Source organism: Rhodopirellula bahusiensis (assembly GCF_002727185.1).
Taxonomy (GTDB): domain Bacteria; phylum Planctomycetota; class Planctomycetia; order Pirellulales; family Pirellulaceae; genus Rhodopirellula; species Rhodopirellula bahusiensis.
On the sequence record NZ_NIZW01000011.1, the window covers coordinates 129,138 to 142,097 of the forward strand.

The following is a 12,960-nucleotide window of genomic DNA, read 5'->3' on the forward strand; positions in this document are numbered from 1 at the left end:
GCGTTGAAGTGAATTGGTTGAGATGTGATTGTCGCAAGCGGGCATCGCGAAGCCATGCTTCCTTGGTTGTTTTTCTCTCACCAAGGAGACCATCATGGTCAACTACGATCGCCTGCCCAAATCCTCTGACTCACAACGGCGTGGTGGATGGCACCAAACGTCTCCCATGGCACCAAACGTCTTTGTAGAAAATCTCGGGGGTTCGGGGGCTGGCCCCTGACCGGTATGGGCGACGCAATCAAAAACTTCAAGATTTTTGATCTGACCTATTGTCGAAGAACAACACCGTCGCTATCCCGATCGGCATTGTTATCCGCCGCGTGCCATCGACAAGCGGGGTTACAAGCTACCAACATCCCACTCCAACGCGTACGGGTCTTGTTGTGTTGATATTGCGATGTGATGGTTGTCGTCCCAAAATGGGACTAGCTTGTCAATTGGAAGGTTAGCTATGTCGTTGCATTCAAAAGCAGTCCCAACGTCTTCGATGAAAACGGACGCACGTCCGGTGAAAAGACTGCCGCGTTTCTCAAATCTTCCATCTAGCAGAATAGTTGGTGAGTAATTGTTTGGCACGTAGGCGTGGAACGGGGTATCCGATGTAATGCCAATCGTTAGGAGGCACGTGTTTACCACGCTTTCCTCACTCTCGCGTTCTGGGTGCCGAGAGTCGTGAGGCGGATGGTAGCGATTTGAGTAGACATGCAAATAGTAAACGTTAGGTTCACGTAGTCGCTCGGCCAGCCACCCCAACGAAACGCCGATCAGCGTAACGGTCAGCAACAGTGTCCGGATCGAAAATCGTTTCATGTCGAGAGAGCGGATGCTTCAGTCGGATTACAATAGAATCAACCCTACTCAGTCGGGTCGTATTCGGGGAATCGTGTGATACGGGGCAAGTGAGTTGAGGTATTTAACCAATATCACTCAACTCAATTGGGTGTAGAAGAACTTATCGATTGCGCGTCGGCGCGGCAATGTTGCCATCTCAGGAGAGTCGTGCTGATGTCACTCGTAGACTTTTAGATGGAGCGTGGAATCGGTGCTGCTCACGAACGCAACTCAAATGCTGTATGGAGTCATCCATCATTGTGTTGTTCAAGAAGCCAGGCATCTGAGCAATCGTTGAACTTGGGAAGGCTCGTGTCGGTCGATGAACTGCGGATCCAGGCCGAAGGGGGTGAAGCGTTTGAAGGAAAGTTGTGTTGGATGGTCCACATTGTTCGCCAAAGTGATCCAGAATGACACCGTTGTTCTCTGTGGGATTCGCTTTTAGCCGGTCGTGGAGGGAATGACAGGCTGGAAGCCTACCCCACATTTTAGGTCGTCAGGGAGTGCTAGTTGAGGTTGTGAGGCCAAGTATGACGTCGCCGCCTTGCAGTGCGGCTTGATGGGCGATCGTTTGCAGGTGCGCGGCGTAATTTACGTCCAGTTCCTTGGGCACAAAGTCGTTGCCGACGGGACTTTGGTCGAATAGGCATTCGAACCAAACGCAAGCACCGAGGTACTCGCCCGCTTGGTTGGCATGATGGCCGTCCATGCTGAGTTTTTGTTTCCCGTCGCGGTCTCGCCAACGGTATCCGACGTGCAGCGAATGAGTTTGCTCGGGCAGATTCGGGGATTGGATCGAGCTTGCGTCAAAGTTGGCTGGCGATCGGTATCCGAAGTTTTCATCGTTGTCGGACATCCAAAACGCGTCCCCGACTGGGATCCGGCTGGCTGATAGTTCCGCGGTGATGGTTTTGTAGGCTTCGCTGAGCCCATGGTACATCGCTTGTTGAGTCGCCGGTTCGGCCGCGGCAGGTTTCGGGCGGTGGAACCGCGGGTCGTCGCTGCGATACGCCCACGTTTGATGGATCAGCAATTTGGCTTGCGGTGCATCGCGACGAATGATGTCTGCCAACTGCTGAGCGTACGGACGGTACGTTTTGATGTCGTGGCTTTTGATGCTGAGCTGCTGAATGGTTACGAAGTCCCATCGTTCGCTTTGCAGTGCTTCTTGGAGGATGTCGCCGTTCTTGTACCGGGCGAGTTCGTCGGCGGGGTCTGTTTCGTATGCCAATGCCTTCTTTGCATGCAACTCTAGGGGCGAACCTCCGATGGAAAGCATCTTGTGAGTCAGCTTGTGACCAGCCGCCTCAACAATCTCGCCCAAATAGCGAGTCGCGTTGTGAGTGAAGCTGTTACCGATTGTCAGAATACGAATGTGTCTCGGAGCGACGTTGGGTGGCTGCTGGGGCGAGTCCGCGTACGAGGGCGTGACAAGCACCAGCGACAGGATGGTCAACGTGAAAACGAAGGAAAGCGATCGCAACATGGTCGGTTCATTCCGTCGGAGATGGTGGGAAGGAGGGGCGGGGCAGCTATCGTACTTGAAAAGAGGCGGCCAATTGTTGGAGGGGGGACAGGGCCGTGGATATCGTGCTCGTGCCTTCTCGCTCGCATTCGCTTGAACGGCGTCGCGAGAACTCCCCAAGGAGCGTTGTTTCGAGGGAGGTGGACGGCGCGACGGTTGGTACAAAAAAGAAGGGAGCCCCGGGGCTCCCTTCTCGTCAATCGAATTTCGGACTTCGGTTCAAGCCTGGTCTGGGAAGAATTTCGCCAGAGTTTCCTGCGGTGGTTTTGGTGTCACCAGGGAAACCACAACCATCGCGATCAGGGTGCTGAACACCATCGCGACGACCGGCATCACTTCGTAGCTCTCGCCACCGATTGGCAGACGCAAGACGTATTTGCTCAAGCCCTGCGGGTCCAAGGTGCCTTGGTAGAACAAATACGACCAACTGGTGATGGCGGCCAGAATGCCGGCGATCGCCCCGGATGCGGTGAGACCGCGCCAATACAACGCCGCGACAACCAGTGGGAACAGCGAGCTGAATCCGCTGAAGCACCAAACTCCCAACGCAAACACACTGCGAACGTTGCCAAGACTGAGCAAATACGTGATCGCAACAATCGCGACAATAAACAAGCGTGTGAAAAGGACTTGTTGTTTGTCGGTGAAACGGTCTTCGCCGAACGTGTGGTTGACCACGTCGTTGTTGAACATCGTTCCGATGCAAAGGAATTGACTGTCCAAACTGGACATGATCGCCGCCAAGATTCCGGCCGCCAAGAAACCACCCAAGATCGGGGCGGTTTGCGTTTTGACCAAGAACGGAAGCACCTTGTTCGCGTCAACGATGTCCCCACCGGGCAAACGAGGAAGCGGTGGTCTTGTCGGCATCAATTCTCCGGTCGCCCAAACGCCCACCAGAACACATGGCACCCAAACAATCATGATGAACAGCGGGTGACAGACGACGGACAACTTGAACGTGCTGGCTTTCTTCGCCGTCATCCAATGTTGGAATAGGTGAGGGAACATGCCGACCGAAAGTGGAATCATCAGGTAGGTGAAGAATTTCGTCTTGCTCATCTCCACCCGTGTCTTGCCTTCTTCCGGAATGGATTCGCCAAGCACGCGAAGGTTCTCGAAGAAGCTGTCTTGCTTGCCGAGTTTGTTCGCAATGACAAAGAACGTCACGACTCCCAGGACCATGAACACCAACGTTTGGAAGGTGTTGGCCCATGTCGTGCCTCGCATACCGCCAAAGAACACGTAGACCAAAACGACTGTGCAAATGGTCAACGAACCGAGCCACGCGGGGATACCACCGTGAACGGCCGGATCGACTCCGCCAGGGCCACCTTCCAGTAGGACCGGGAACATGTCAGGGGCCAGTCCCGCGGTGAGGGCTTGGACAACGCCGCCGGCACTGATCACACCGACCAACAGGTACGGGATGATCATGCCCACCAAGATCGGGAACAGCAGCCAGCCGACAAGGTTGTTGTTCAGGCGGTCACGAAAGAATTCGATTTGAGTGGTGTAGTTGTGTGCGCGAGCGAATCGCCAAACTTTGACACCGATTAGGAAGAAGCACAGTGAGTGGATGATACCGCTGCTGCTGGCCAGCATCCCGTAGACACCGATGCCTTCTCGGAACGCTTCGCCGCTGCTGCCGACCAAGGCGAACGCGGTCATCGTCGTTCCGAACATGCTCATCAAAAGCAGGAATGGTCCGATCGAATGGCTGGCAACTTGATAGTCTTCCTTGGTTCCTTTGAACAAACGACTGCTGAACAGTCCCAAGGCGAGCAACAGACTCAGGTACACCAGGATGATGATGAACTGAGGTACTCCGTTTTGCATTTCGGCAATCATCATCGCTGCGGCTCCTCTTCATCGAGAGGCCAAGCGACTCGGGTTGCCAAGAACCACGTGAACGATGCGGCGATCGAGATGCCGGCATGCCACGCCAATCCGATGGGCATGAATCCAAACAGCAACGTGTCGTTGTGCCACAACCAGTTGTCTTGGTGGAGTATCAGCAGCACGATGACCAAGCCGGCGATGAGGAGAGCACCGCTTGAAAGACCTTTCCGGTCAGGCGGTGCGGACGAATCAGTCGAGTTGGGCATGATGGAGAGTTCTGGGCGAGACGTGGAAGGAAGGAGGGAAGGGCGAATTCTGATGCGAAATGGCCATTCGAACGCGAAAGCCGTCGTCTTTGGCATCAGTTCTGTCGCCGGATCAGTAGTCTAATGTCATCGCGGGGGCGACGATATCCATGGTTTGAATTACTGTAAGTGCGGTCTGTTCGGCCTCGTACGGACGATTGTTTGCCCCCACGCCGCCGCTGCGATCAACGTCGGCACTTTTGAATCGCTTTCAGACGCATGCTCTCTCTTTTCGATCCGCAAATTTGGCCCATGTGGCTGACCATCGGCGTCACCCTCGCATTGTTGCTGGGATTGGCGACGCGTGCGGCTGCGACGGATCTACTGGCATTGACCGCTCTGGCAGTTTTGGTTGTCGTTCAAGATTTGACCGGAACGCCGTTGCTGCCCGATCCCACTCAAGCGGTCGCAGGTTTTGGCAACAAAGGACTGATCACGATTGCTTTGTTGTTCGCTGTTGTTGCGGGTTTGGAACTCACCGGCGGAACGGAACTGGCCACAGGATGGCTGCTCTCGAAAGCAAAGAATCTTCGCGACACCCAAGTCCGGATGTTATTGCCGGTCGCGTTTCTGAGCGGGTTTCTCAACAACACGCCGGTGGTCGCGGCGATGTTGCCGGTCGTTGGTGATTTGGGAAAGCGATTGAAGATCAGCCCCAGCCGATTGCTGCTGCCGCTTTCCTACGCGGCGATCCTTGGCGGGATGTGCACGCTGATGGGAACCAGCACGAACCTTCTGGTCCGCGATGAATACAACCAATACATCCTTGATTCAAAAGCCGCGGGCGGCGAAATTGAGTTGGACGAACTCAGCTTCTTCACGCCTGCTATCGCCGGGATCCCGGCAACGATTCTAGGTTTGCTTTACATCATCGGTGCCTCCAAATGGATGTTGCCCGAACGCAAGCCCGCCGTCAGTGTTGGCGACGACCCGCAGAAGTACACGGTCGAGATGCAAGTTGAGTTGACTGGGCCGTTGGTTGGCAAAACGCTGCAGGAAGCGGGCTTGCGAGCCTTGCCAGGTTTGTATGTTGCCGAGATCCAGCGAGCCGATGGGCGGATTGAACCCGCGAAACCGGATCAGCGACTTTATGGCGATGACATTCTGATCTTAGTCGGGGACGTCGACAGCGTGGTCGACCTCCGAAAGATCCGAGGCTTGATTACTCCCGGCGACCAAGCTCGCAAATTGGAAATTCCCGCCTGGCGACGAACGTTGGTGGAAGCTGTTGTCAGTCCACGTTGCAGTCTGATCGGCAAGACGATTCGAGAGGGACGTTTCCGATCAAACTTCAACGCGGCGGTGGTTGCCGTCGCGCGAGGCGGCAGGCGATTGGAAGGTAAGTTGGGTGATGTTCGGATCGAACCCGGCGACGTGTTGCTGTTGGAAGCTTCGAAGTCATTCATGCATCGCCAACGCGGCGGGAGCGATTTTTACTTGATCAGCAGCGTGGATCGAGGCGAGATCCGACGGCACGAACGTGCTCCACTGGCGCTCGGAATCATGCTGGTCATGGTGGTCGCGGCGGCATTGAATTGGCTGTCGATTTTGAGTGCGGCGATGTTGGCGGCCGTCGGGATGGTGTTGACTCGATGCTGCACAACCTCCGAAGCCCGACGCAGCATCGATTGGTCGGTTTTAATCGTGATCGGTTCCGCGATTGGTATCGGGCGTGCGATGGAACAAAGTGGTGCGGCGGGGCAAATCGCGAACGGACTGCTCAACATTGCCCAAGGAAATCCACTCGGAACCTTGATCGCGATCTACATTGCAACCGTGGTCTGCACGGAGCTGATCACCAACAACGCGGCAGCGATGTTGATGTTGCCGATCGCTTGGACAGCGGCCAGCAAAGTCGGAACGGATCCGATGCCGATGGTGATTGCGGTGATGATCGCCGCTTCGGCAAGTTTCTTGACTCCTTTTGGCTATCAGACCAACACGATGGTTTACGGTGTCGGCGGGTATCGCTTGCGAGACTACATTCAGTTTGGGTTGCCGCTGAGCATCATTGTTGGAGTTGCCTCGATCGGGATGTTGAATTGGAGGTATCTATGAGTTGGAGTTCACGCGTTGCAACGTTGCGAGGTTTTGTATTTGAAGTTGGCAGTGCTCCCGCTGAGTTAGATCGATGAGCGAACGATTTTCTGATGCCCCGATTTCGAGATTGGTTGGTTTCGAAGTCCATCCGAGCGAGTTCGCTGACGGTGAGCCCGAAGCTGGACAGGCGGTGGTGGATATCAAGTGTGGTCCCCAGCATCACAATCCGATGGGGCGTGTGCATGGAGGATTGGTGTCCGCACTCGCGGATGCAGCGATGGGGATTGCCTTTGGGCGAACGCTGCTCTCCAGCGAAGATTTCTCGACCATCGAGATGAAGGTCAGTTTCATCCGTCCAATCCGGGAAGGTCGTCTGTCCGCGAAAGCGGAAGTGATTCAGCGTGGGCTGAGAATTGGTTTTGTCGAGTGTCAGATCACTGACCAGCGAGGCAAACTGGTCGCGACCGCATCGTCGACCTGCACTGTTTTGGCGAGCGGCTAGGTTTAGTCGACACGTTCAGGTGCAACGGTTTGCTGCGTCGGCGTTGGATCGAAGGTGCGTTTTGGCAACACGGCGAATCGCTTGTGTTAGACTACTGCCCCCACCTTCAACAGTTCTTTGAAGTTCTTCGTCACCCGTCGTGGTGACGCGAGTTCTCAGGAGGACTTCACTCGCCCTTGCCCCCACCTCAGCGATGTCGATGCGTCAGCTACCGATCTGGTTCTTTGTTTTTGTCTGCGCCGTGTTTCTCGCGTCCAGCCACGCGTCTGCGACGGACCAACCCAACATTGTTTGGATCATTGCCGACGACCTCGGTCCGGAACTGGCGTGTTATGGCTATCCAAACGTGGCGACGCCCAATGTCGATCGTCTGGCCGAACAAGGACGATTGTTCACGCGTGCGTTCAGCACCTCGCCGGTGTGTTCGTCTTCGCGTTCGGCGTTTCAAACAGGACGCTATCAAACGTCGATCGGTTGCTATCACCATTTGACTCGTGACAAGAAGGAACTGCAGGTTCCAACCGCGATCGATTGGTTGCGAGATGCGGGGTACTTCATTTCGCATGGTGACGGTTCTGTTGGCAACAAACGGGCGAACAAGTACGGAGTCAACTATCTGTATGACAAGAAGACTCACTTCGATGCGTATGATTGGTCCAAACGTGAGCCCGGCCAGCCGTTTTTCGCCCAGGTGCATATCCACGAGCCGCACCGCCCGTTTGTGAAGAGTGATCGTGAGCGACCGGACGCGCCGATTCCGCCGACTTACCCCGAGCATCCAATCACTCGGGCAGATTGGTCCAACTACTTGGCGACCATCGAAGTGATGGATCAGAAAGTTGGCGAGGTGCTTGATCGCTTGGAATCGGAAGGCATCAGTGACAACACGCTGGTGATTTTCTTTGGCGATCACGGCCGTCCACACGTTCGCGGGAAACAATGGTTGTACGAAGGTGGTTTGCACACGCCATTGATCGTTCGATGGCCCGCCAATTTGTCTCGGGGATCAGTTGAAGGCGGAATGGCGTCCTTGCTCGACATCGTGCCGACGACCTTGGAAGCCGCGGGCATCGAATCGTCTGAACTCCCGGGCAAGAGTCTGTTGTCGCAGGAGTGGAACGGACACGAGCGGGTCTTTGCAGCGCGCGACCGTTGTGGGGACGCTCCCGATCGAATCCGAAGCGTTCGCAATGAGCAATACAAGTACATTCGAAATTTCCATCCCGAGAAACCGTACCTGCAACTGAGCAGCTACAAAAAGCTTTCTTATCCAGTCGAAACGTTGATGAAAGTTTTGCATGCCGACGGACAATGGGATTCTCCGTTCATGGCGGAGTCACGTCCGGAGGAGGAACTCTATGACCTGTCTGCTGATCCTTACGAATTGAACAATCTGGCGGCGGACGCTTCGCACCAATCGACGCTCCTCGACTTGCGGGCGACATTGAACGAATGGATGCAAGAGACCGGAGATCAAGGTGGTATCGACGAAAGTTTGACGGTCGACATGGAATCGCTGATGAATGAGAAGGAAGCTTGGTACAAACGAACGATGAAGCGACGTGGGCTCGATCCAGCTATCTCAGATCACGAGTACTTGAAATGGTGGGCGACCGAGTTGGGCGTCGAGTGACCTGGGGAATCGCATTTTCAACCGTTGAGCTTCCGATCATTCGAGTACCAGTCACGCCATGCATTCGCCGACTTTCCCACACTGGGTGAGCTTTCCGTGCAGAACGCTTCTGCCTTCTCTCGCGGTCTGTTTTCAACTGGCCTTGGTGATCCCGTTTGCCATCGCGGATGATTCTTCGAGCGAGCAATCGCATCCGTTCATTGCGGGGGTCGAGAGATTCGGACGCTACGAGGATGTCGGATCGGAAGCGACCGCGAAACTCTTGGTGACTGAGCTGAGTTGTGCCGCCTGTCATCGCTCGCAACGCAATGACCTGAAGGCGAAGCAAGGCCCTCGTTTGCAAGCGGTTGGAACTCGATTGCGAGCGAGCTGGATCAAGCGATTCTTGGATTCGACACATCAAACCAAACCCGGCACGACGATGCCGGACGTGTTGGTGGGTCTTGAAAGGAGCGAAAAGGATGCGGCAATCGATGCGCTCGTCGCATTCCTAGCTTCGCGTCAGCAGCCCTTTCCTGAATTGAAGGCGGGCGGAGCCAATCCCCTCGAGGACGAGTTCTGGAATAAAGGCGACTCCCAACGCGGTGAGCACTTGTATCACCAAGTTGGTTGCGTTGCTTGCCATGAACCCCGTGTCGATGCGGAAGTCGTTTCGGCGTCGACATCGGCGGTGGATCGCTTGATTGACGAACTCGACCCGGAAGAGTTGGAGGACATGGGGTTGGCGGGGGCTGCACGCAGAGTTGCGTCGGTGCCCCATCCCAATTTGGCAGCGAAGTACACTCGCGAATCATTGACGCATTTTTTGCACGATCCGGAACACGTTCGACCGTCCGGGCGAATGCCAACATTGAGGCTGACTCCCAACGAAGCCGCTAATATCACGGAGTACTTGTTTGGCGAATCAGATGGTCCTGACCCGGTGGACCAATTCGAATCGACACGCACAACCCCGAATGAAGAACTGGTCGAACGCGGAAGGAAGTTGTTTGACAGCTTGCGATGTGTGAACTGCCACGATGCGGGATTGTCCTTTGGCGAATCATTCGCAACGGATTGGAGGCGGTTGGATGTTGATTCGCCAGATTCATGCTTGAATGTTGGCGGTGAATCGACCTTGGAGTTTCATTTGGATGAGTTCCAAACCAAAACGCTCTCAAAAGTGATCAGTGAAAGGACGTTTGGAGAAGAGGACGCGGCTAGAGATGCGGGCGAGTTGGTCGAACAAAGTTTGCTGACGTTGAACTGCTACGCATGTCATGAGAGAGAACAACTTGGTGGAGTTGGCCGGTTCGGAAAGCCGCATTTCGAAGCCAACTCGCTCGCGGATTTGGGAGATGAAGGACGCTTGCCTCCTGGACTGACCTATGTTGGTGCCAAGCTGACCAACGACTGGATGCGTAAGGTGTTTGCGGGGCATTCGTCGACGCGCTTGCGGCCTCACATGACCATTCGTATGCCCAAGTTTCCGAAGGCAATGGTGGAACCTTTGGTTGATGCGTTCGAAGCGACGGATGAGGGCTCGCGGCAGTCGGAATCGGATGTGTTTGATCAGCACCCGACACTCGCGGAAGCCGGAAAACAGCTGACGCAGATCGGTTGCATTCAGTGCCATTCGTTTGACGGACAAACTTTGCCCGGCGTTGTGGGAATTGATTTGGGAGGAGTTGCCAACCGCATCCGCCCGGCATGGTTTCGCGACTTCCTTTTGGATCCCGGAGGGTGGAAGCGTGGAACCCGGATGCCTTCTTTCTTCCCGGATGGAGTCAGCCAATCGCCACAGGTACTGGATGGAAACACCGAGCAACAAATCGCAGCTTTGTGGTCGTACTTCCAACAATCCGATCGCTTGGGCGCGCCGCCCAAGATCGCCGAAGCGTTGTCAGCAAACTATGAGCTGAAACCCGTGAAGCAGCCATTGATGCTGAGAACGTTCATGAACGGTGTTGGCACGCATGCGATCGCGGTTGGGTTCCAAGAAGGAATTCACTTCGCGATCGACGCTGAAACGCCTCGACTCGCACTGGCATGGAAAGAAGATTTTGTTGACGCAAGAAGCACCTGGTTCGAACGGTTCACTCCACCCATTGAACCGCTTGGAAAGGATTCGGTGATTGTTTCTCCGGATGTCGAATTTCGGATGGTTTCCGGGGACCAGGAAGAGTCTCAGCAATCCTTGCGTCCAATTTTTCTTGGCTATGAACTCGACGACTACCGCATTCCGACGTTTCGGTATCGGATCGGTGGGGCAACCATTCATGACCGATGCGTGGCAACGGTCGTTGGCACACTGCGACGAACGATCAGCATTGCTGGCGATTCTGCGCCGAATGATGGGACCATGCAGTTTCGTTTGATGAAGGATGCCGTGATCGAAGTGATGAACCCCAAAGAGCTGAAGGGAGCATCAGGGTTGGGTGTGGCTGTCGCAAGCGGTGGTTTGCAAGACGATAGCGTTGTCCGCTCGGATGGCACTGACGAGGTGTGGGTTCCGATCGTTCAAGGCCAACCTCTGGAGATCAACTACCGATGGTAACTCACAAACTTCTTCAAGTTGTATGTCTTTCGATTGTGATCGCTGCGAGTGGATCGTTTTGGACATCCGCTTCTGCGGAGGACGAGAACGACTACTACCGAATTGTTTCCATCGCGACTCCGGAATCGCAATCCGAGTCTCGCGATCCAAACTGGAAGCCTTCTGATGACGGTATCGCTTTGGAAGTCAGCGGAATCGCGGTCCTCAGTCCATCCCGCGTGGCGGTCGCGATTCGGAAGGGCGAGGTCTGGTTGTTAGATGATGTGGACCGAGTGACCGGCGAAGGCGAGACCGCCAATTCGGTCTCGTATCATCGGTTCGCAAACGCCTTGCACGAACCACTTGGGTTGCTGCAACAGGACGAGTCATTGATCACCGTGCAGCGGACCGAGATGACGCGAATGCGGGACACGAACGGCGATGAAGTTGCTGATGTGTACGAAACGGTGGCGTCAGGTTGGGGCGTTTCAGGGCACTACCACGAATACGCGTATGGACCCAAGGCGGATGGCGACGGCAACCTTTGGATGACGTTGAACATCGGGATGGGCTTGAAAGGCGAACAGCTCACAAAGATCATTCCCGACGCACCGTTTGGATACCTCCAAGCGGCCTGGCGAGGCTGGGGCATGAAGCTGGACGCCGACGGGAATCTGAGCCCCGTTTGTGCCGGCATGCGATCGCCATCGGGGCTGGGAGCCAACGCGGAAGGTGACATGTTCTACACGGACCAACAGGGAAATTGGGTTGCGACCAACTCTCTGAATCACATGCGACCGGGGGCGTTCTTTCATCACGCAGAATCGCTCGCGTCGATGAATCTGCCAGAGTCAACAATTCACGGTGTGGAAGAGATCCCCAATGGCGTTGCGTTTCCCGAGGCGGTCAAGCGATTTCCGCAAATGCAGCCGCCCGCGGTTTGGTTCCCTTACAAGAAAGCGGGGCAATCCGCGACAGACATCATGTTGGAAAAAAGCGATGGCGGGTTCGGTCCATTCGCTGGACAGTTGTTCGTTGGTGAATTCACACAGGCGGCGATAAACCGTGTCTTCCTTGAAAAGGTGAATGGCGAATACCAAGGTGCCTGCTTCCCGTTCCGTCGCGGATTCGCATCGGCGGTGTTGCGAATGGCTCAGGCGGAAGACGGAAGCGTCTATGTGGGGCTGACCAATCGCGGTTGGAGCAGCCTGGGAACGTCGCCTTATGGTTTGCAACGTCTGATGTGGACTGGCAAAACCCCGTTTGAAATTCAACAGATGCGGTCCAAGCCCGACGGATTCGAATTGGTGTTCACGCGACCGGTGGACATAAAGTCCGCCGGAGATGTTCGGTCTTACCAGATGTCCAGCCACACGTATCTCTATCAAAGCAGCTACGGCAGCGACGAAGTGTTGGGACGTGAGCTGACCATTGAGGAAGCAATCGTTTCGGAGGACGGATTGCGAGTCCGATTGAAGGTTGATGGGTTGAGGGAGCTGTTCGTTCACGAGTTGAACGCCCACGGAATTCGGGATGCAGCCGGGAATTCGCTTCTGCATCGCAAAGCTTTTTACACGCTCAATCGCATCCCGCGTTGATAGGACCATGAAAGACATTTTCGCGTCGAAACAATGAACTTCTCCGGCGGCTCCTCTACCTGGCCGCAGCATCTTTCCTTTTCCTTTCCTTCCTCAACGAGCAATGGATGCTCGGCATCTATGAAAAGCGAACTGATTTCCGCAAAGTGTTGATAGAGACAATCGCCAT

General features: G+C 55.1%; 8 protein-coding genes. 5 read left to right on the top strand and 3 right to left on the bottom strand.

Going from position 1 to position 12,960, the window contains the following annotated elements; all coding sequences use genetic code 11:
- Positions 1 to 1,327 precede the first annotated feature (1,327 nt).
- The 3 genes from CEE69_RS15665 to CEE69_RS15675 all read right to left on the bottom strand — a co-directional run bounded on the left by CEE69_RS15665 (position 1,328) and on the right by CEE69_RS15675 (position 4,464).
- Positions 1,328 to 2,317, bottom strand: coding sequence for a DUF4886 domain-containing protein (locus tag CEE69_RS15665; protein WP_099261562.1), 990 nt, complete (start codon positions 2,315 to 2,317; stop codon positions 1,328 to 1,330).
- A 258-nt stretch (positions 2,318 to 2,575) separates the two neighbouring features.
- Positions 2,576 to 4,210 (bottom strand): sodium:solute symporter family protein, encoded by a 1,635-nt coding sequence (locus CEE69_RS15670; RefSeq protein WP_099261563.1) that lies wholly within the window; start codon positions 4,208 to 4,210, stop codon positions 2,576 to 2,578.
- The gene (locus CEE69_RS15675; RefSeq protein WP_007327431.1) at positions 4,207 to 4,464 is read right to left on the bottom strand and encodes a DUF3311 domain-containing protein; all 258 of its coding nucleotides are present in this window, start codon (positions 4,462 to 4,464) and stop codon (positions 4,207 to 4,209) included. Before CEE69_RS15675 ends, CEE69_RS15670 begins: the two co-directional genes overlap by 4 nt.
- Before the next feature lie 258 nt (positions 4,465 to 4,722).
- On the opposite strand from CEE69_RS15675, the gene CEE69_RS15680 reads away from it, so the two are divergent.
- From CEE69_RS15680 to CEE69_RS15700, 5 genes are all read left to right on the top strand, one after another.
- Positions 4,723 to 6,561 (top strand): SLC13 family permease, encoded by a 1,839-nt coding sequence (locus CEE69_RS15680; protein WP_099261564.1) that lies wholly within the window; start codon positions 4,723 to 4,725, stop codon positions 6,559 to 6,561.
- 73 nt (positions 6,562 to 6,634) lie between these two features.
- Complete coding sequence (locus tag CEE69_RS15685) at positions 6,635 to 7,045, top strand: PaaI family thioesterase (protein WP_099261565.1); 411 nt, start codon at positions 6,635 to 6,637, stop codon at positions 7,043 to 7,045.
- A 199-nt stretch (positions 7,046 to 7,244) separates the two neighbouring features.
- Complete coding sequence (locus tag CEE69_RS15690; protein ID WP_233215270.1) at positions 7,245 to 8,678, top strand: sulfatase family protein; 1,434 nt, start codon at positions 7,245 to 7,247, stop codon at positions 8,676 to 8,678.
- A 58-nt stretch (positions 8,679 to 8,736) separates the two neighbouring features.
- Positions 8,737 to 11,214, top strand: coding sequence for a c-type cytochrome (locus CEE69_RS15695; protein WP_099261567.1), 2,478 nt, complete (start codon positions 8,737 to 8,739; stop codon positions 11,212 to 11,214).
- A complete protein-coding gene (locus CEE69_RS15700) occupies positions 11,208 to 12,791 on the top strand; it encodes a DUF7133 domain-containing protein (RefSeq protein WP_099261568.1) in 1,584 nt (527 codons plus the stop codon). Before CEE69_RS15695 ends, CEE69_RS15700 begins: the two co-directional genes overlap by 7 nt.
- Positions 12,792 to 12,960 lie beyond the last annotated feature (169 nt).

Coding starts and splice junctions, on each gene's coding strand:
- CEE69_RS15675 (WP_007327431.1), bottom strand. CDS start 4,464: ATGCCCAACTCGACTGATTCGTCCGCACCGCCTGACCGGAAAGGTCTT.
- CEE69_RS15670 (WP_099261563.1), bottom strand. CDS start 4,210: ATGATGATTGCCGAAATGCAAAACGGAGTACCTCAGTTCATCATCATC.
- CEE69_RS15700 (WP_099261568.1), top strand. CDS start 11,208: ATGGTAACTCACAAACTTCTTCAAGTTGTATGTCTTTCGATTGTGATC.
- CEE69_RS15665 (WP_099261562.1), bottom strand. CDS start 2,317: ATGTTGCGATCGCTTTCCTTCGTTTTCACGTTGACCATCCTGTCGCTG.
- CEE69_RS15685 (WP_099261565.1), top strand. CDS start 6,635: ATGAGCGAACGATTTTCTGATGCCCCGATTTCGAGATTGGTTGGTTTC.
- CEE69_RS15695 (WP_099261567.1), top strand. CDS start 8,737: ATGCATTCGCCGACTTTCCCACACTGGGTGAGCTTTCCGTGCAGAACG.
- CEE69_RS15680 (WP_099261564.1), top strand. CDS start 4,723: ATGCTCTCTCTTTTCGATCCGCAAATTTGGCCCATGTGGCTGACCATC.
- CEE69_RS15690 (WP_233215270.1), top strand. CDS start 7,245: ATGCGTCAGCTACCGATCTGGTTCTTTGTTTTTGTCTGCGCCGTGTTT.